Source organism: Phyllobacterium sp. CCNWLW109, from assembly GCF_037203905.1.
In the GTDB taxonomy this organism is placed as follows: Bacteria; Pseudomonadota; Alphaproteobacteria; order Rhizobiales; family Rhizobiaceae; genus Phyllobacterium; species Phyllobacterium ifriqiyense.
Map to the genome: position 1 here is coordinate 552,882 of NZ_JBBCBK010000002.1, position 19,125 is coordinate 572,006.

The window sequence follows — 19,125 nt, forward strand, 5'->3', positions numbered from 1 at the left end:
TTGCCGCCTCTTGCCGCATTTTTCCTGAAACGCCTGCTCACTGCGCTGCCGGTTTTGTTCATCGTGCTGGTGGGCAGTTTTCTGCTGCTTGAGGCAGCTTCAGGCGATGCGGTGGATGCCTATATAGCGCGTTCCGGCGCCATGGATGCCGAGCAAATAACGCAGCTACGCACGGAGTGGGGCCTGGATAAAGGGCCGCTCTATCGTTTTGGGGCCTATATATCAACGCTCGCCCATGGGGACCTTGGCTGGTCAACAGCATTTGAGCGCCCGGTAACATCAGTCATTGCGGAAAGGCTGCCCGTCACATTGCTCTTGATGAGCATCGCGACAGGCCTGGCATTTTTCTTAGGGTCATTGCTGGGGGTGGTGGCGGGTGCCCGGCCTGGATCGTTGCGCGACAGGATATTGTCGACGGGTTCCCTGGCACTTTATGCCGTACCGGGATTCTGGCTGGGGCTGGTTTTGATCGTGGTCTTTGCGGTTGATCTGCGCTGGCTGCCAATTGGCGGAATTGAGAGCATTGCTTCCGACAAAACCGGCCTTGCACGACTAGGCGACATTGCGGTGCATCTCATTTTGCCCGTTTGCGCGCTGGCGATGGTCTATCTCGCGCTTTACCTCCGCTTGATGCGCGATCGCATGGCGGAGATCTGGCGCGATCCCTTTGTGAAAGGCCTTGCGGCGAGGGGGTTGAGCCGCCGCCGTATCGTCTGGCGTCACGTTGCCCGCAATGCGGTCTTGCCGGCGATAACGATGCTTGGTTGGCAATCGGCTGCGATGCTCGGTGGCAGCGTCGTGGTTGAAAGCGTTTTCAACATTCCCGGTTTTGGCCGGTTGGCAGCGGAAGCTGTGGCGCGCCGCGATACGCCTTTATTGCTCGGAGTCCTGCTGTGTAGCGCCATTACCGTGATTATCGCCAATCTACTCGTTGATCTGGCCTATGGCAAACTTGATCCGCGCGTGAGGATCGGGCGATGAGTTCGTTCCGGATCGGCGCTGCCCTGCTTTTGCTACTCGTGCTGATGGCATTGTTCGCGCCGGTGATTGCGCCGGGTGACCCGCTGGCAATCAGCGGGCAGGCTATGCTGCGTCCTTTTGAATCGGAGGCGCATGTGCTTGGCACCGACAGGCTTGGACGGGATGTCTTTGCAGGGCTGGTGCATGGAACGCGCACGACGTTGCTTGTGGCATTCTTTTCGGCCGCAGCCGCCCTCATCATTGGCAGCATTGTTGGAACCGTTTCCGGTTTTCTCGGCGGAATTACCGATATTGTGCTGATGCGGATCACCGAAGCGTTTCAAACCGTGCCGGGATTTCTATTGGCGCTTGCCACGATCAGCGTTACCGGGCCAAGTGTGCCCACCCTTGTTCTGGCCATCAGCCTTGGCAACTGGACGCAAGCCGCCCGGGTCACGCGCGCCGAAGTCCTATCATTGCGTGAACGCGATTTCGTAGCGGCTGCACGGACACTCGGCATGCGCCCGTTCGAGATTGCCTTCAGGGAAATACTCCCCAATGCATTCGGGCCGACAGCATCGCTAGCAGCTATTTCCGTTGCTACTGCGATCCTCATTGAAGCAGCCTTGTCGTTTCTCGGATTCGGCGATCCGAACCGGGTGACCTGGGGCAGCATGATTGCAGAAGGCCGCACGGTTTTACGGGCGGCTCCCTACCTCTCAATCGTGCCCGGTATCGCGCTGGTTGTCACTGTTCTGGGTGTTCATCTGATCGGGCGCGGGCTTTCTCGCACGGAAAGGTTGCAGCCATGACAGATAGTTACCTGAATGTGCGGAATCTGAATGTGAGCTATGGCAGCACAACAGCGCTCAAAGATGTCTCGCTGCAATTGGAAAAGGGTGGGAGGCTGGCATTGATCGGCATGAGCGGGTCGGGCAAGTCGACTTTGGCCATGGCTGTCGCTGGTCTTTTGCCAAAACAGGCACGTATCGATGGTACAATTGACTTTGCCGGTCACCGCCCGAAACTTGGCAGTGAAATTGGTGTCTTGTTTCAGGATGCCAGCGGCAGCCTCGATCCGGTTATGAAGGTTGGAGATCAGATCGCTGAAGTTGTGGCGACGCATCTTGGCATGAGCTGGATAGCCGCGCGGGTGCGTGCCGCCGAATTGCTGGACCGGGTAAAAATTCCAAAGGCATTATCGCGTCTCAACAGCTATCCGCATGAATTCTCGGGCGGTCAGAAACAACGTATCGCTTTGGCAGCGGCGCTTGCCGGAAATCCTTCAATTTTGATCGCGGATGAGCCGACCAGCGCATTGGACACGGTTATCCAGCGGCACATTGTCGATCTGCTGGATGAGTTGGTCAAAGATGGCGGTTTGACGCTATTGTTCGTGACCCATGACATTGCCCTTGCGTCGGAGCAGGCTGACGAAATTGCTGTGCTCTATCAGGGAGAACTAGTGGAGACTGGGGCGGCGAGCCAATTGCTGAGGGAGCCGAAGCACCCCTATACCAAGGCATTGATTGACACCTATATTTCGCTGGACAGGCCACGCAGCACCCGCCTTCCGGAATTGAACATGGCGGATTTGCCATGATGGATGGCTCATCATCTCCCCTTATGGAGCTAAGGAATGTCGCCAAGCGTTTTGGCGACCGCAGCCATGACGGATTGAAGAATATCAATATCTCGCTCATGCACGGCGAAACCTTGGCTATTGCTGGCAGCTCGGGTTCGGGTAAAACGACATTAGCCCGGCTGGTGATGCGGTTAACGCGGCCTGACGAGGGAAGCATTCACCTCTTGGGGCAGGATATAACGCATATGGGCGGCGGCGCCTTGCGCCGCATGAGGCCACGATTCCAGATGGTGTTTCAGGATCCTTTGGCGGCATTCAATCCGCGAGCAAATGTGAAGCGCATTTTGGAAGACCCACTGCGCATTCATGGCTTTGCGAGCAAGAGTGAATATGGCGATATTCTCGCCCAGACGCTGGAAAGAGTTGGGCTCGGCACGCAATATCTGCAACGTCTGCCCTTGGAACTTTCCGGCGGCCAGCGCCAACGGGTTGCCATTGCGCGCGCAATCCTCACCAAGCCTCAACTGATCGTGCTGGATGAGCCGGTATCAGCGCTTGATGTGTCGGTGCGTGCTCAAATCCTCAATCTATTATTGGACCTTCAAGCGAAAACCCGCGTTTCTTACCTGTTTATTTCCCATGATCTGGCTGTGGTCCGCGCTTTCGCGAACCGCATGATTGTCATGGAAGAGGGCCGTATTGCCGAAGAGGGCTATACGGAAGAGGTGCTGGCAAATCCACAAGCCAATGCGACACAAGTATTGATACATGCAGTGCCGCGCTTGGTGATTTAACCCTGATCAGGACAGAACCTGCCGGGCCTTCACGCCTTCAAATGTTACCTTGCGGGGGTCGAATGCGCCGTGTCCTGCAATCTGAGCCACCTCGGTCTTGGGTTCTTCATAAGCCCACATAGCATCATTGGCAGCTTCACCCTGACCGGTTATCCGCCAATAGGAGGCGTCCCCCTTAAAAGGGCAGTGCGTTCGCGTCTGCGTTTTTTCGAGATGGACGAAGTAGATGTCGTCGAAGGGGATATAGAGCACCGGTTCATGCCCGGCTTCACGCAGCTCCAGAGCCCTGTCTGTGGATGCTATAACGACATCAAGAAATCGCACTGTCACTGGGTCGGGAAACGCATGTATGGTGATGGGCAGGCCCATTGGGAAACTCCTTTGCAGAGGATTTCAAAGAACAATAGCTGGTAAGAGATTTTGTTCCGCACCCGGCTATGAACATGCCTTATGCGGCGCGCTTGTTTTGCCTGATGAATGTTTCCAGTCCTGCATTCAACAGCGGCAGACACGCACCATGAATAACATAGTCTTGACTGAACTTGTCGGCGATCAAGGTTGGCAATTCCAGCGAACCGATAAGCCCCTCCGTCTTGAATGCGCTTGTGAATGCCTGCCACACATCCTCATTGGCTACAAACGGGCCCGTTACGATAACACGTGAGGGAAACAGGAGGCGGCATACATTTGTCAGCGAGCGTGCCATGAGTTTTATGGCTTCCGTCACTTCAGGAACATCGACCAGGGGCAGGCCTGCCAATTGCCCGGCCAACAACTCCTCTTCGTCCGAAAGGTCAGGCCATAATTCCCGCAGACGCGGTAGAAGAGCCCATAAAGCGGCCCCCGTTTCCAGGCATCCATGATTACCGCAATCGCATTCGCGCTCGCTCAAGGCGTTAAAACGCCAATGGCCAATCTCTCCGAATGGACCGCCATTTTGCAGGAATGGCTGACCAGCGATACTGCAGGAAAGACCAATGCCCCATCCCCAGTGCATCAGCAGCGTATTGCCGCTACGATAGGCCGATTCCTGCGTCGTTCGTGCATCAAGTTCTGCATCAAGGTGTCTGCAAACAGTTGCAACAGGTGTCGCCGAAGCAAGCGCGCTGCCAATGTCGAGATTGCGCACTTTTGGCCAGCGGGAGGTTATGAGCCATGTTCGGGCTTTGACATCGACAACGCCGGGCACGGCAACGGAAGTGCCCATATGAATCATCCCAGCCGGACATTGTGCAATCAGCCACTTGACCAGCTGGCGCATTGCATCAGCCATGACGGCATTGTCCGCATCGGCGGGGATTTCCACGGCCCTATGTTCAAGGGTGGTGCCGCCGAGATCCAGAAGAAAGCCGAGCAAAGTGCGGCTGGAAATGTGGATGACAGAGGCACCCAGACGCTGAAAATTCAGCCCTATTTCTACTGGTGGACGACCCCGGCCCATCTTCGTTCCCGGCCGCTCTTTAACCAGGCCGCGCTCCGTCAGATCGCTCACCACATGAGAGGTGGCTGTCGATGTCATTTTCAACTGGTCGGCGACGCTGGCTCGCGAATGTGGGCCCGGGCCGGAAAGCAGGGCCGAGACGCGCGCGCAATCGCGTTGGTGCGCGTCGTCATATGCGGTTTCGTCAATCGTCAAAAACATGGAGTTTCTGCCCGTTTCTATTTTTGAACTTCAATATTCGAAAATACCTTGCTGTGTCATATAAAGCTGTGCTTACTATGAGAGCAAGCCGATGACACGTCCACAAGGGATAAAATATGATCGATATAAGACAATTAGCCGACAAGGCTGTTTTGGGTGAAGCGGCGGCCAAACTGGGTGCAGAAGCAATCCGCGCAGCAATTGCAGCCAAAGGCAAAGCGTCCATTATCGTGGCCACAGGAGCCAGCCAGTTCGAGGTCTTGCAGAATCTGGTGGCTGCTGAAGGTATCGATTGGTCCAAGGTGACGGCATTTCATCTCGATGAATATGTTGGAATGGACATTGCCCACCCGGCAAGTTTCCGAAAGTTTCTGCAGGAGCGATTCGTCGATCCTCTGGGCGGTGTCGTTGCATTTCATCCAATTAATGCCGAGGTCGATGCACCAGCAGAAGCCGAGCGCATGAGCGCCTTGATTGCCGACCATGACATTGATGTTTGCTTTGCTGGAATCGGCGAGAATTGCCATCTTGCCTTCAATGATCCGCCTGCCGATTTTGAGACGGACAAGCCCTATATTGTTGTGACGCTTGATGAAGCCTGCCGCAAACAGCAAATGGGGGAGGGGTGGTTTCCGACCCTTGAGGCCGTGCCTGAAAAAGCCATTTCCATGAGCATCAAACAGATTTTGAAGAGCAAACTCATCATCCTGTCCGTGCCGGACGAACGTAAGGCGCAGGCGGTGAAGGATGCAGTGGAAGGCAAGATTGATCCGGTGCACCCGGCGTCCATTGTGCAGAAGCACCCTCATACCGTGCTCTTCCTTGATCCCGCATCAGCATCGAAACTTTCATGATTACAAAGGGCCTTGTCGATATTCAGGTAAATGGCTTTGCCGGGGTTGATTTCAACGATCCCGGCATTACGCCTGAGACATTGGACTTTGCTCTTGAAGCCATGTTGGCTTCGGGAGTTGCGACCTGCCTGCCTACGATAATCACTGCACACCGTGATGAACTTGAAGTCCGTTTCATGGCATTGGACAGGGCTGTGCGCGAAAGCCGCCTTGGACCGCTCATGTGTCCCGGCTATCATCTTGAAGGTCCATTTCTCAATCCTGCCGATGGTTTTTCCGGATGTCATCCAGCCAATGCCATGACGGCAGCCGATCCTGCGCTTGTCACTGCATTGCAGGAAATAATCGAGCGGCCAATTCTGCTGGTGACGGTCGCGCCTGAAATTCATGGCGGGCTCGAGTTTATAAAAGCGATGCGTGCCAGCAACAGGCTCGTTTCCATTGGTCATTCGTCAGCCGACAATCATATTATCGCGGCGGCGGCAGATGCAGGTGCGGGGCTTTCCACCCATCTTGGCAATGGCTTGCCGCAAATATTGCCCAAGCTCGACAATCCGCTATTCGCACAGCTGGCAGAGGACCGTTTGCTCGCAACCTTCATTGCCGACGGCATTCATATGCCGCCTTATGTGTTGAAAAGCCTGATCCGAGCCAAAGGATTTGAGCGCTCGGCGTTGGTTACTGACGCCGTTGCCGCCGCTGCTGCCCCTGCTGGAACCTATCCATTTGCCGGTATGCAGGTTGATCGGTCGGAAGACGGCGTGGTCAGCCAGAGCGATTCTTCGGGCTTGGCCGGGTCTTCGCTTTGCCTGGACGATGCGGTGCGCAATCTTGTGCGCTGGAACATCGCCACCTTTGAGCAGGCTGTGGAAATGGCTTCGACTAGGCTGCTGCAAGCGCTTGCTCCGGTATTGGAGGCGCATGGGGTGAGCTTGGCGTTAAGCGAACTTGAATGGTCTCAATCCATGAATGTGACGCGGGTTCGTATCGGCAACGAAGAACGGTTTTTCTGATAATCGATCCAAAAACAAAAAGGGGAATGGAATGACACACGACTTCTTTCGATTGAATCGCCGCACAGTGCTGGGTGGCATGGCGGCCACTGTTGTCACAGGCATTACCGGAGCACGGGCGGCCGCACCAGCGCTGCCTGCATCGCCGGTTGTCATCACCGTTATGGATGTTGGCGGTGCGCTGGCTTTGAGTCAGCCGGCTTTTGAGGAATATGCAAAGACTTATCCTGAGCGCGCATCGCGGATCATTTTCGCCAAAGCCCCAGTCACTGAACTTGCCGGAAAACTAAAGGCACAACAAAGCGCCAATCGCGTTGATATTGACCTTGTGTTGACCGGAAGTGACGGGCTTGCCGCGGGTCTCGTCAATCAAACCTGGATGAAAATTCTACCCGATTTCTCTTCGACATTTCCAAACCTTGAAGAGAATTACGAACCTGCTGCATTGAATCTTTTGAAGGCGCAGGGCGATGGCTATGGTGTTGTCATCAATTATTACCCGTCCGGACCTTTGCTCGAATATGATCCGGAGCGCGTGAAGAAAGTTCCCACGACCGCCGAGGAACTCCTTGCCTATGCCAAGGAAAATCCAGGCCGCTTCATGTATGCCCGTCCGACAAATTCAGGCCCGGGCCGCACATTCATGATGGGATTGCCCTATCTCCTTGGCGATAAGGATCCTTCCGATCCGGTGGATGGCTGGGACAAAACCTGGGCTTATCTGGCTGAGATCGGTCAATATATCGATTATTATCCGGCAGGAACCGGCGTGACGATGAAGGAATTCGGCGAGGGTTCGCGCGATATCATCATCAGCACAACCGGCTGGGACATAAATCCGCGTGCTCTTGGCATTGTCCCGGAAACAGCAAAGATCGGCACACTCAAGGGCTTCCATTGGGTTTCTGATGCTTTCTTCATGTGTGTTCCCAAGGGAATAGCTGAGGATAAGGTTGCAGTCGTGCTCGACCTGATGGCGTTTCTGCTAACGCCAAAAGCACAGGCTTATTCCTATGATGAGGGATATCTCTATCCCGGACCTGCGGTGAAAAACGTGCCTTTATCCATGGCGCCGCAACGCAGCCAGGATGTTATCAAGGAATTCGGGCGGCCGGAATATGCTGACCTTATTGCCAATAATCCAATCGAACTGCCCTTGAAGCCTGACAAGATGGTCATTGCATTCAGGAAGTGGGATGAACTTGTGGGCGCGAAAAAGTCCAAGTAACGTTGAGGACAACGGGAATGTAATCGCATTCCCGTTGTCATTTTCCTTATGTTTTCCTTATGTGCAGCATCTCTATTCACAATCGATAACTGACGCCGATAAGCGCATGTTGGGTCCAGCTAAACCAAATGGATAACTGACATGCTGGACTTTATCTTCGTTGCGCTCGGTTGCGGTATCTTGCTGCTTCTGGGCCTCTACGCACAGGCATTAAGCCGTGTTTGAGCTTATTCTCGGCCTTGGCGTTGCTGCCGGCCTTTGCGCTTATTTGGTCGTGACCCTTGTTGCGCCCGAGCGCTTCTAGCGGCTTGAAAATCGTTCAGGGTGGCCTGCAAATGGCAGGGATCTGCGATCCGGTGCTCACCTACAAAGAAGTACGCTCCGCTCCGGTTCTCAAACCCTACCATTTTCGGCTCACCCTGAACGATTGTCAGGCTTTCGCTGAATTCCCCATTTTCCATTTCGGAGACTACCAATGACACTTGTCGGATGGCTGCAAATCAGCCTGACGCTGCTCGCCGTTCTTTTGGCGATCAAGCCGCTTGGTCTTTATATGAGCCATGTTTTTGCCGGGGAAAGAACGCTTCTTTCGCCGGTGCTCAATCCTGTTGAACGGGCATTTTATGCTGTTGCCGGAATAGACAAAACTCGCGAGCAGAACTGGATTTCCTATGCATTCGGTGTTCTGCTTTTCAGCACTGCGGGCTTTCTGGTTCTCTATGGCATATTGAGACTACAGAACATCTTGCCGCTCAATCCGCAGGGATTTGCTGGCGTTGCACCTGACCTCGCCTTCAACACGGCGGTCAGCTTCATCACCAACACCAACTGGCAGTCCTATGGCGGTGAAACCACGATGAGTCATTTTAGCCAGATGGCAGGACTCACCGTGCAGAACTTCCTTTCTACTGCAACTGGGATGGCGATCGCTGTTGCCTTGTCTCGGGCATTCGTGCGTTCAAACATGACCACGCTTGGCAATTTCTGGGTCGATATGACCAGAGCGACGCTTTATGTGCTGCTGCCACTGGCCGTCATTGTTGCACTGCTCTTTATCGCGCTCGGCATGCCCCAAACGCTTGATGGTTCATTTACAGCCACAACGCTGGAAGGCGCAAAGCAGATCATTTCAACAGGGCCGGTCGCCAGCCAGGAAGCTATCAAACAGCTTGGCACCAATGGCGGTGGTTTCTTCAACGTCAATGCCGCACATCCGTTTGAAAACCCGAACGCCTTTTCGAACTATCTCGGCGTGTTCTCGATGCTCGTCGTGTCATCGGCAATGGTCTACGCATTCGGGCAGATTGCCGGCCATCGCCGCCAAGCCTGGGCGCTGCTGTCAGCAATGGCGATCCTGCTCATCATCGGCATTGGTGCGGTCTACTGGGCGGAAACAAGCGGCAATCCTATCCTGACCCAACTGGGAGTGGACTCCTTGCAAGGGAACATGGAAGGCAAGGAAATTCGCTTTGGTCAGGCAGGCACCGCCCTTTACGCCGCCGTGACAACCGGCCTTTCCAATGGCGGCGTGAACGCGATGCACGCATCGCTGACGCCGCTTGGCGGTCTTATTCCGATGTTCCTTATCCAGCTTGGCGAAGTATTGCCGGGCGGTGTCGGTTCCGGGCTTTACGGCATGGTGATCTTTGCAATTCTCACAGTGTTCGTTGCAGGGCTGATGGTTGGCCGCACCCCCGAATTTCTCGGCAAGAAGATTGAGTCGAGAGAGATGAAATTTGCGATGCTGGCCGTTCTTGTACTGCCGCTGGCAATCCTCGGCTTTACTGCAATCTCTGCAATATTGCCCGTAGGTCTTGCCGGACTGCTTAATAAGGGTCCGCACGGTCTGTCGGAAATCCTTTATGCTTACTCTTCCGCTGCGGGCAATAACGGCTCTGCCTTCGCCGGGCTCACGGCTAACTCGATCTGGTACAATACGACACTTGGCATTGCCATGCTGCTAGGCCGCTTTGCCTATATCGTGCCGGTTCTTGCAATTGCGGGATCACTTGTCGGCAAGCAGAAGGTTCCAGCTTCCGCAGGAACATTCCCAACCGATGGCCCGCTCTTCGTTGGTCTGCTCATCGGTATCATCATCATTCTCGGCGGCTTGCAGTATTTTCCTGCTCTCGCCCTTGGTCCCATCGTCGAGCATTTCCTGATGCTCTCCGGTCAGACGTTCTAAGGATCAGCAAAATGTCTTCAAAGGCAAAATCAATATCCATGTTCGACAGTGCCATTCTGGTTCAGGCACTGAAAGGATCATTCATCAAGCTCAATCCGATGAAGCTGGTGCATAATCCGGTCATCTTCACCACCGAAGTCGTCGCGGCTATGGTGACGCTTCTCTGGTTGCGCGACATGATAAGCGGAAGCGGAACACCATTATTTTCCGGGCAGATTGCCGCCTGGCTTTGGTTCACCGTTATTTTCGCGACCTTCTCGGAAGCGATCGCCGAAGGACGCGGCAAGGCGCAGGCGGACAGTTTGAAGCGCACGAAATCGGACCTTGTGGCCAAACGGCTGAAGTCTGCCAATGGCAAGGACTATGATGTCGTGCCCGCCACAAGCCTTAAAGTCGGCGACCTTGTCTATATCGAGGTCAATGATCTTGTGCCCGGCGATGGTGAAATCATTGAAGGTGTGGCTTCGGTGAACGAAAGTGCCATCACTGGCGAGTCGGCACCTGTTATCCGCGAGTCCGGCGGTGACCGATCAGCGGTAACAGGCGGCACGCAGGTTTTATCCGACTGGCTCATTGTGCGTATTACAACCAAGCCAGGCGAAACCTTCGTTGATCGAATGATCGCACTGATCGAAGGCGCGGAGAGGCAGAAGACACCAAATGAAATAGCCTTGTCGATCCTGCTGTCCGGTCTGACACTTGTGTTTCTTATCGCAGTTGTGACTGTTTCAGGCCTTGCCGCTTATTCCGGCACGATCATGACTGTTACCGTGCTTGCAGCGCTTTTCGTAACGCTCATTCCGACGACAATCGGCGGCCTGCTTTCTGCGATCGGCATTGCCGGCATGGATCGGCTTATCGGCTTCAACGTCATAGCAACATCTGGGCGCGCGGTAGAAGCCGCTGGCGATGTGGACACTCTTTTGCTCGACAAAACCGGCACGATTACCTTCGGCAATCGTATGGCAACCGAGTTCATCCCAGTTGACGGTATTGCGGAAGAAGAGCTTGCAAATGCAGCGCTTCAAGCCTCGCTCTCTGATGAAACAGCAGAGGGCCGCTCCATCGTGGCTTTGGCTCAAGCCGATTACGGGCTCTCCAACACAGTATTGGATGGCAAGCAGGCAACGTTCATACCTTTTGCCGCCCAGACACGTATTTCCGGGGTGGATATTGGCAAGGAGCAAATCCGCAAGGGTGCGATCGATGCAATCTTGAATGTTGCAGGTCTGACAAAAGACACTGCCCCACAAAGTTTCCAGAAGGCGGTCGATTCCATCGCTCGCGTAGGCGGAACACCTCTTGGTGTGACACATAATGGAAAACTGCTTGGCGTGATCCATCTGAAGGATGTGGTCAAGCCGGATATCAAGGAGCGCTTTGCCGCCCTGCGTGCCATGGGCATCAGGACGGTCATGGTCACGGGCGATAATCCTGTCACTGCCGCCGCGATCGCGTCTGAAGCGGGCGTTGACGACTTCATGGCGGAAGCCACCCCTGAACAGAAGCTTGCCTATATCCGCAAGGAACAACAGGGCGGACGGCTTATCGCCATGTGCGGCGACGGCACCAATGATGCGCCTGCACTTGCGCAGGCTGATGTCGGGGTTGCGATGCAGTCTGGTACGCAGGCTGCGCGTGAAGCCGGTAATATGGTCGATCTCGATTCAAGTCCGACCAAGCTGATTGAGATTGTCGAAATCGGCAAGCAGATCCTGATGACGCGGGGTTCGTTGACAACGTTTTCAATTGCCAATGACGTAGCCAAATACTTTGCGATCATTCCGGCGCTGTTCGTTGTAACCTATCCGCAGCTTGGCGCACTCAACATCATGGGGTTGAGCTCGCCGCAATCGGCAATCCTTTCGGCTGTCATCTTCAATGCCTTGATCATTATCGCGCTTATACCGCTGGCTCTGAAAGGTGTCTCATACAAGCCAGTCGGCGCATCTGCTCTCTTGCGGCGTAATCTTCTGGTTTACGGGCTCGGCGGGCTGCTGGTGCCGTTTGTCGGCATCAAGGCGATTGACATGATCGTCGCCGCACTCAACCTCGTTTAAAGGAAATTGCGATGCTAAACCAAATTCGATCAGCAATCGTACTCACGCTCATTTTGACTGTCGTCACGGGATTGCTTTATCCACTTGCCATGACGGGAATCGGCCAGACTCTGTTTGCGGCACAGGCAAATTCAAGCCAGATAAAGCGCGGCGATACTATTGTCGGCTCCAGTCTGATCGGCCAGAATTTTACCAGCGATATCTATTTCTGGCCGCGCCCATCCGCCACCAGCCCCGACCCTTATAATGCTGCTGCCTCAAGCGGTTCAAACCTTGGCCCAACATCGGCAGCACTGGTTGAGCGGGTAAAAACATCGGTCGAATCCTTCAAGTCAGCCGGTGTAACGACGGCCATTCCAGCCGATGCAGTGACCAGTTCCGCATCGGGGATCGATCCGGATATCTCAGTAGACTACGCAATGCTGCAAGTGGCGCGTGTCGCTCAGGCCCGTGGTTTGGACCCGGAAGCAGTTTCTCAACAGGTCAAAGCCAATACGCGGCAAGCTGTGCTTGGTATATTCGGTGAAGTTGGGGTAAACGTTCTGGCGCTGAACCTGGCACTCGATGATCTGAAGAAATAAACCCGAGGCATTTATGGCCGAATATGGTCACCGACCTGATCCTGATAAATTGTTGGAGCTTGCCGCGCGTGAAAAGCGCGGCAAGCTTACTGTATTTCTTGGCGCGGCTCCTGGCGTCGGCAAAACCTATACGATGCTCCAGCGTGCGCGTAGGCTCAAGGAAGATGGCGTCGATATTGTCATCGGCCTTGCCGAGACGCACGGACGGAGCGAAACCGCAGAATTGCTCGAAGGACTTGAAGTTCTTCCGCGCAAACAGATCGACTATCGCGGTCGCCCGCTGGAAGAATTCGATCTGGATGCAGCTCTGGCGCGTAAGCCAACCGTGCTTGTTCTCGACGAGATCGCCCATACAAACGCACCCGGCAGCCGTCATCCGAAACGGCATCAGGATATTGAAGAGCTGATCTGGCATGGCATTGATGTCTGGACGGCGATGAACGTCCAGCATCTGGAAAGCCTGTCTGATCTGGTGACAAATATCACCGGCGTGAAAGTGCGGGAGACCGTGCCCGATATCGTCATCAAGCGGGCAGATGATGTGCTGCTGGTCGATCTTTCACCTATTGAACTCATCGCGCGGTTGAAGGAAGGAAAGATATATCTCCCGGGCAATGCGGAACGTGCTGCCGAAGGATTTTTCAAGCCCGAAAACTTGACTGCGCTGCGCGAATTGGCGCTGCGCCGAACTGCGGATCGCGTTGACGACCAGATGATTGATCTGTTGCGGCAAAATGCGATCGAGGGGCCATGGGCGTCGGGAGAGCGATTGCTGGTCTGTGTCGGGCCTGACAGTCTGTCGGAAAAGGTTGTACGCACGGCGAGCCGTCTTGCTTCAGGTCTCAATGCGCGCTGGCTGGTTGTTTCATTGACCAATGCAAGTACGGCAGGCATGGACGTTGCCGCCAACCAGCGCATCGACAAGATTTTGGATATGGCCGAAAGGCTTGGCGCTGAAACCCGCCGTGTCATCGCCCGGGATTTTGTCGAAGAAATCTATCGATTGTCCCGGCGCGAAAATATCACGCAGGTTGTGCTGGGACGCCCAAGAGGCAAGGCCTTCTCCAATCCCTTCCGGCGCTCCTTGCCCGATGAGGTCATGAAGCGCCTTACCGATGTCGGCGTACACATCGTCACCGGCAGTGAGGAGGATACAGCCTATGTCGCGCCGCCTCCGCAACGACGCTCAAGAATTGAATTGGCAAAATCCATTGCCATTCCGGTTCTGGCCACAGGTGCGACCACTCTGCTCGGACTTGGGGCGAGCAATATTGTCCATCTGCAGAACCTGTCGATGCTTTATCTGGTTGCCGTCATTCTCTCGGCAATGTCGAGCGGACGCTTTGCAGCCATCATTGCGGCTTGCCTGTCTTTCGTCCTGTACAATTATTTCTTCATTGAACCGATCCACAATTTGAGCATTGCCAAGCCGCACCAGCTGTTTTCATTGATCATTTTCCTCGCAGTGGCGCTGATGATAGGCGATCTTGCGGGACGGCTTCGCGATCAGGTCGCCCGTTCGCGCAATCAGGCGAAAAGCACGCAGGCGCTTTACGAGTTCTCGCGGAAACTTTCCGGCACAGCGCGGCTTGACGATGTTCTGGTGGCCGGTGCGACGCATCTTCACGCGACGCTGGAAACCGGCGTGGTGATCCTTTTGCCGGAAGATGATGAACTACTCCTTCAGGCCGCGTGGCCGCCCGATATGGCTCTCGACAGTACGGATATGACAGCCGCACGTTGGGCTTTCGACAAGAATGAGCGTGCCGGCCACGATACGGCAACGCTGCCGCAGATTTCATGGCAATTTCTGCCCATCGTCACGTCACACGGCGTTGCCGGCGTAACCGGCATTTCCATGGCGGATCATTCGGGCTCACTGAGTGAAAACGAAGATCGTAAGCTGATGGCCATTCTGGACCAGACTGCCATCGCTATCGACCGCGCTTTGCTGATGCGCGAAAACGCCAAGACAGCGGCGTTACAGGAAAGTGAAAAGCTCCATACAGCTCTGTTCTCGTCATTGTCACATGATTTGAAAACGCCGCTTGCTTCCATTACCGGCGCAGTGACAACACTGAGGCAACTCGGCGGCAAAATGAAGCAAAGCAGCCGCGATGACCTGTTGCTTTCCATTGAGGAGGAAGCGGGCCGTCTTACCCGGTTTGTGTCCAACCTTTTCGACATGACACGTATTGAAGCTGGAACGCTGAAAGTCAAAAGTAGTCCGGTTGACGCGGCGGACGTCATTGTTTCGGCGATTGAGCGAATGAAACGGCTCAAGCCCGGGATCGCAATCGACACAAGCATTGCTACGGACCTTGCAGTTGTCAGCGGCGATTCCGGATTGCTCGGCCAAGTTCTGTTTAACTTGCTAGACAATGCAGCAAAATATGGCGGGGACAGCCCGATTGCGGTCTATGCCAAGAACGATGCGGGGCGGGTCGTCATCAGTGTGACTGATCAAGGAAAAGGTATTCCTGAAAAAGATCTCGATCGTATTTTCGAAAAGTTCTACCGGCGCGTAAAAAGTGATGGCCGGGCAGCAGGGACGGGGCTTGGACTTTCCATCGCCCGTGGATTTGTCGAGACAATGGGCGGAACAATCAAGGCGGAAAGCCCGGCCATTCGCAAGCGTGGTACGCGGTTTGTCATCAGTCTTCCAACATTTGAAAAAGCGGGAGGCGAGACAGCAAGCCGATGAACGAGAACCGCATTCTGATTGTCGATGACGAGCCGCAAATACAGCGGTTCCTGCATCCAGCGCTGACGGCGTCCGGCTACGATGTCATGACGGCAGCAACGGCGGCTGATGCAGAGCGGATGATCGCGACCAGCGCGCCGGATCTCGTCATTCTGGATCTTGGTCTGCCGGACAAGGACGGCAAGGAAGTCATTCGGACTGTCAGAGCCTTTTCCGAAGTGCCGATTATTGTTTTATCGGCGCGCGATCGGGAGGCGGAAAAAATTGCAGCGCTTGATCTTGGGGCAAATGATTACGTCGAAAAGCCCTTTGGAATTGGCGAACTTTTAGCCCGTGTCCGCACAGCCTTGCGGCAGAAGGCGGCGGGTGCCAGCGTGCCGTCGATATTTGAAAGCAATGGCCTCGTTGTCGATATGGTCAAGCGCGCGGTTACGCTCCATGGGGAAGAGGTTCATCTGACGCGCAAAGAATATCAGTTGCTGGTGCATCTGGTTTTGCACCCGGGTCTGGTTGTTACGCACCGCCAGCTGCTGGCGTCAGTTTGGGGCGCGGCGCATCTTGAGGATTTGCATTATCTGCGCGTGTTCGTAGGGCAATTGCGCGCCAAGATTGAGCAGGATCCCAATCAACCGCATTTCATTCGTACCGAGCCCGGTGTGGGCTACAGGTTCATTGCAAACTGAAGACGCTTATTCCATGCCGCGACAGCGTGTTGCTGCAACTTTCAGCTTAAGGTAATCAGGCAACATGTCGATATCGTATTGGGTAATAGCTGTATTCTACCTTGGACACTTCTGGCCTGTTACTCTGACAGTGATCCTGATTTTTCTGCTTATAGCTAAGTTCGGTACGCGGAACACTGGCTGGCGGGTTTTCTGGAGCGTGTTGGCAATTTCATTGATCGCCCCGCTTTTACTCTGGCTCTACGTCTCGTTCCAAGCGTGATCTGGGCTAAGACGTCAAAGATTTCATTCGATTTTCTGGTCGGAGTGAGAGGATTCGAACCTCCGACCCCGTCGTCCCGAACGACGTGCGCTACCAGGCTGCGCTACACTCCGCGACCAGTAAGGGCGGTATATAACGCCGTCACTAAAGCGCTGCAAGATGGTTCAGAAGCACTTTTTTAATTATAGAAGCGCGAAATTCGTGAGGCGTGATTAGTTAAGACTTTAGTTCTGTGATCATTAGGATAAGTCTTGTATTCGTTGACCAAGAAGTTCTGAAATGCTGAAATAACGGGGCATAAATGACAATCGAAAAAGCAACAATCATCAGCTTTGTTATGAGCGGCGGTGTAGGTTCAAGGCTTTGGCCATTGTCGCGCGAAGATTTTCCCAAGCAGTTTCACAATTTGTCGGGTCAGGGCTCCATGCTGCTGCGCACAATCAAGCGCATGGCGGCACGCAGCGACACGACAGTTCCCGTTTATTTGTTGGCATCGGAGCGTCATTCGGACCGCATTAATCAGGATCTGGCGGGAACGGATCTGGCGGGCGGGCGCCCCATTCTTGAACCAATGGGGCGTAACACAGCCTCCGCAGTGGTGCTGGCGACAGAAATAACCTTGCGCGAACATGGCGATGAGCTTGTGCTTGTGGTGCCGTCCGATCATGAAATAACAACCGATCGCGATTTCTGGAACACTGTTGAAGCCGGTGTCGAGGCGGCCAAGGCGGGACGCATTGTTGTGTTCGGTATCAAGCCGGATCGCCCGGAAACCGGATTCGGTTATATTGAAGTGGCTCCTGAGACAACACAGACACGCGATGTCGTGCGCTTTGTTGAAAAACCGAACGAGGAGACTGCAACGAAATATCTTGCGTCGGGAAACTTCCTTTGGAACGCTGGTATCTTTCTTTTCCGCGCCAGCGTGATGCGCGACGCTTTCCGGCAACATGCAGCGGAGATTTGGGACAAGGCTGTTGCAGCCTTGAATGAGGCGAGCACCAATATATCGGGCACTTATTTGCCGCATGATCTTTATGCCGCCGTACCGTCGATATCCGTCGATTACGCAATCATGGAACACGCGAAAGATATCGCATTGGTACCAGCAAAGTTTCGCTGGAATGATCTTGGTTCCTGGCAATCTTTACTGGAAGTGGGCTCGGTTGACGGCAATGGCAATGTGCTGGTCGGCGATGTCGTGGCCATTGATTGCGAGCACAGCTATTTGCGCAGCGAAGGCCGCTTGCTCTCGGCCGTCGGCTTGCGCGATACGGCTGTCGTAGCAACCGCCGACGCGACCTTCGTCGCTCCGGTCAATGAGAGTCAAAATGTCAGGAAAATCGTCGAACAGCTTGAAAAAACTGGCCGATTGGAAACCAAATTCACGCCTTCACAAGACCGGTTGCCGCAAGTTGGCGCTTATGGAAACCGGGTGAGACATTGGCTTTTTGACGAAACATTGCCGCTTTGGTCAACGGTGGGCGTCGATACGCGCCATGGCGGCTTTCATGAAGCAATGTCGTTTGACGCAATTCCTATCAACAAGACCAAGCGCATGCGGACGATGGCGCGGCAGATATATGCCTTTGCCGTGGCCAAGGAAATGGGCTGGGATGGACCGGCGCATGACCTTATCGAGCACGGGCTGAGTTTCATTACCAAAGGGCGCACGGATCGGGGCGGCTGGGTCAAGACATTCAATCCGGATGGCAGCATTCTTGATGCCTCGGAGGACACTTATGACCAATCCTTCGTTCTCCTGGCGCTGGCCCATGCGCATAAGGCAGGGCATCCGCAAGCATTGAGGCTGGCGACGGAAACCTTCGCGTTCATCGACGAATATCTCGCAGATTCGCGCATGACCGGATTTTTGGAAATGCCTGACGATAAGGGGCTGCGGCGTTCCAACCCGCATATGCACCTGCTTGAAGCTTTCCTTGCCTGGTATAGTGCAACCGGCAATCGCGATTATCTGCAACGGGCCGCGCGTATCGTCGATCTTTTCCGTCATCACATGTTCGATTCGGAAACATGGACGCTTGGCGAGTATTTCAGCAATGACTGGGACCGAGCACCGGGCGAGCAGGGCGAGTGGACCGAGCCGGGCCATCACTTTGAATGGGCACATTTGCTCTCGGCCTTCGCTGCATCTTCGGGCCAAAAGGATGCAATCCGTTATGCCCGCAAGCTCTACGCCTCAGCCATTGCCAATGGCCTGAACCGTTCGACGGAACTTGCCTATGGTGCGGTCTCACGGCATGGCCTGCCACTTGACACCAACTCTCGCAGCTGGCCGCAAACGGAAGCCGTTAAGGCCGCTATCGCGCTTGACGGAAATGGCGGGCCCGATCTGAAACCTGAAGTGGAGGCCCGTGTTGGACGGCTCTTCCGCTGGCATATTGAGCCTGCGCCGAAGGGGTTGTGGATTGATCTTATTGATCAGAAAGGGCGAGCCAAAGCCGAAGAGGTTCCAGCTTCGATCTTCTATCATCTGGTCAGCGCCCTGACGCAATATGTCGACTATGTTGGAAAGCGCCCTCAGTAAGTTAAACGCTCACTTCGCCGTCATCC

General features: G+C 54.6%; 16 protein-coding genes and 1 tRNA gene. 14 read left to right on the plus strand and 3 right to left on the minus strand.

Annotated features, from left to right (window positions below; translation table 11 throughout):
* The 4 genes from V9K92_RS07915 to V9K92_RS07930 are packed head-to-tail and all read left to right on the plus strand — an operon-like array spanning position 1 to position 3,339.
* Positions 1–981 carry an ABC transporter permease gene (locus V9K92_RS07915; RefSeq protein ID WP_337353721.1) on the plus strand — a complete coding sequence of 327 codons (981 nt, stop codon included), beginning with the start codon at positions 1–3 and terminating at the stop codon, positions 979–981.
* Positions 978–1,772: an ABC transporter permease gene (locus tag V9K92_RS07920; RefSeq protein ID WP_337353722.1), complete on the plus strand. Its 795-nt coding sequence runs from the start codon at positions 978–980 to the stop codon at positions 1,770–1,772. The genes V9K92_RS07915 and V9K92_RS07920 overlap by 4 nt, the downstream gene beginning before the upstream one ends.
* A complete protein-coding gene (locus V9K92_RS07925) occupies positions 1,769–2,563 on the plus strand; it encodes an ATP-binding cassette domain-containing protein (protein WP_115052011.1) in 795 nt (264 codons plus the stop codon). Before V9K92_RS07920 ends, V9K92_RS07925 begins: the two co-directional genes overlap by 4 nt.
* On the plus strand, positions 2,560–3,339 hold the full coding sequence (locus V9K92_RS07930; RefSeq protein WP_337353723.1) for an ABC transporter ATP-binding protein: 780 nt from the start codon (positions 2,560–2,562) through the stop codon (positions 3,337–3,339). Before V9K92_RS07925 ends, V9K92_RS07930 begins: the two co-directional genes overlap by 4 nt.
* 6 nt (positions 3,340–3,345) lie before the next feature.
* Here V9K92_RS07930 and V9K92_RS07935 read toward each other — a convergent pair whose 3' ends face one another.
* Entirely contained in the window at positions 3,346–3,708 is a 363-nt protein-coding gene (locus V9K92_RS07935; protein ID WP_337353724.1) for a DUF427 domain-containing protein, read from the minus strand.
* A 79-nt stretch (positions 3,709–3,787) separates the two neighbouring features.
* On the minus strand, positions 3,788–4,981 hold the full coding sequence (locus tag V9K92_RS07940) for an ROK family protein (protein ID WP_337353725.1): 1,194 nt from the start codon (positions 4,979–4,981) through the stop codon (positions 3,788–3,790).
* 116 nt (positions 4,982–5,097) lie between these two features.
* Between V9K92_RS07940 and V9K92_RS07945 the strand changes: the two genes are divergently transcribed.
* The 9 genes from V9K92_RS07945 (at position 5,098) to V9K92_RS07980 (ending at position 16,289) form a co-directional block, all read left to right on the plus strand.
* Entirely contained in the window at positions 5,098–5,835 is a 738-nt protein-coding gene (locus tag V9K92_RS07945) for a glucosamine-6-phosphate deaminase (RefSeq protein WP_336440812.1), read from the plus strand.
* Positions 5,832–6,848 (plus strand): N-acetylglucosamine-6-phosphate deacetylase, encoded by a 1,017-nt coding sequence (locus tag V9K92_RS07950; RefSeq protein WP_337353726.1) that lies wholly within the window; start codon positions 5,832–5,834, stop codon positions 6,846–6,848. Before V9K92_RS07945 ends, V9K92_RS07950 begins: the two co-directional genes overlap by 4 nt.
* A gap of 31 nt (positions 6,849–6,879) precedes the next feature.
* Positions 6,880–8,076, plus strand: a complete 1,197-nt coding sequence (locus tag V9K92_RS07955) for an extracellular solute-binding protein (protein WP_443094451.1) — start codon at positions 6,880–6,882, stop codon at positions 8,074–8,076.
* 217 nt (positions 8,077–8,293) lie between these two features.
* A complete protein-coding gene (locus tag V9K92_RS22845) occupies positions 8,294–8,380 on the plus strand; it encodes a potassium-transporting ATPase subunit F (RefSeq protein ID WP_115052002.1) in 87 nt (28 codons plus the stop codon).
* A 171-nt stretch (positions 8,381–8,551) separates the two neighbouring features.
* The gene (gene kdpA / locus V9K92_RS07960; RefSeq protein WP_337353727.1) at positions 8,552–10,261 is read left to right on the plus strand and encodes a potassium-transporting ATPase subunit KdpA; all 1,710 of its coding nucleotides are present in this window, start codon (positions 8,552–8,554) and stop codon (positions 10,259–10,261) included.
* 11 nt (positions 10,262–10,272) lie between these two features.
* Positions 10,273–12,321, plus strand: coding sequence for a potassium-transporting ATPase subunit KdpB (kdpB, locus tag V9K92_RS07965; RefSeq protein WP_336440815.1), 2,049 nt, complete (start codon positions 10,273–10,275; stop codon positions 12,319–12,321).
* An 11-nt stretch (positions 12,322–12,332) separates the two neighbouring features.
* The gene (gene kdpC / locus V9K92_RS07970; protein WP_336440816.1) at positions 12,333–12,902 is read left to right on the plus strand and encodes a potassium-transporting ATPase subunit KdpC; all 570 of its coding nucleotides are present in this window, start codon (positions 12,333–12,335) and stop codon (positions 12,900–12,902) included.
* Between the two features lie 13 nt (positions 12,903–12,915).
* Positions 12,916–15,606 carry a sensor histidine kinase KdpD gene (locus tag V9K92_RS07975; protein ID WP_336440817.1) on the plus strand — a complete coding sequence of 897 codons (2,691 nt, stop codon included), beginning with the start codon at positions 12,916–12,918 and terminating at the stop codon, positions 15,604–15,606.
* Complete coding sequence (locus V9K92_RS07980; protein WP_115051992.1) at positions 15,603–16,289, plus strand: response regulator; 687 nt, start codon at positions 15,603–15,605, stop codon at positions 16,287–16,289. Before V9K92_RS07975 ends, V9K92_RS07980 begins: the two co-directional genes overlap by 4 nt.
* A gap of 298 nt (positions 16,290–16,587) precedes the next feature.
* Here the strand turns inward: V9K92_RS07980 and V9K92_RS07985 are convergent.
* Positions 16,588–16,664 (minus strand) — tRNA-Pro (locus tag V9K92_RS07985).
* A 188-nt stretch (positions 16,665–16,852) separates the two neighbouring features.
* Here V9K92_RS07985 and V9K92_RS07990 point away from each other — a divergent pair.
* Complete coding sequence (locus V9K92_RS07990) at positions 16,853–19,099, plus strand: AGE family epimerase/isomerase (RefSeq protein WP_337353728.1); 2,247 nt, start codon at positions 16,853–16,855, stop codon at positions 19,097–19,099.
* The last annotated feature ends 26 nt before the right edge of the window (positions 19,100–19,125 follow it).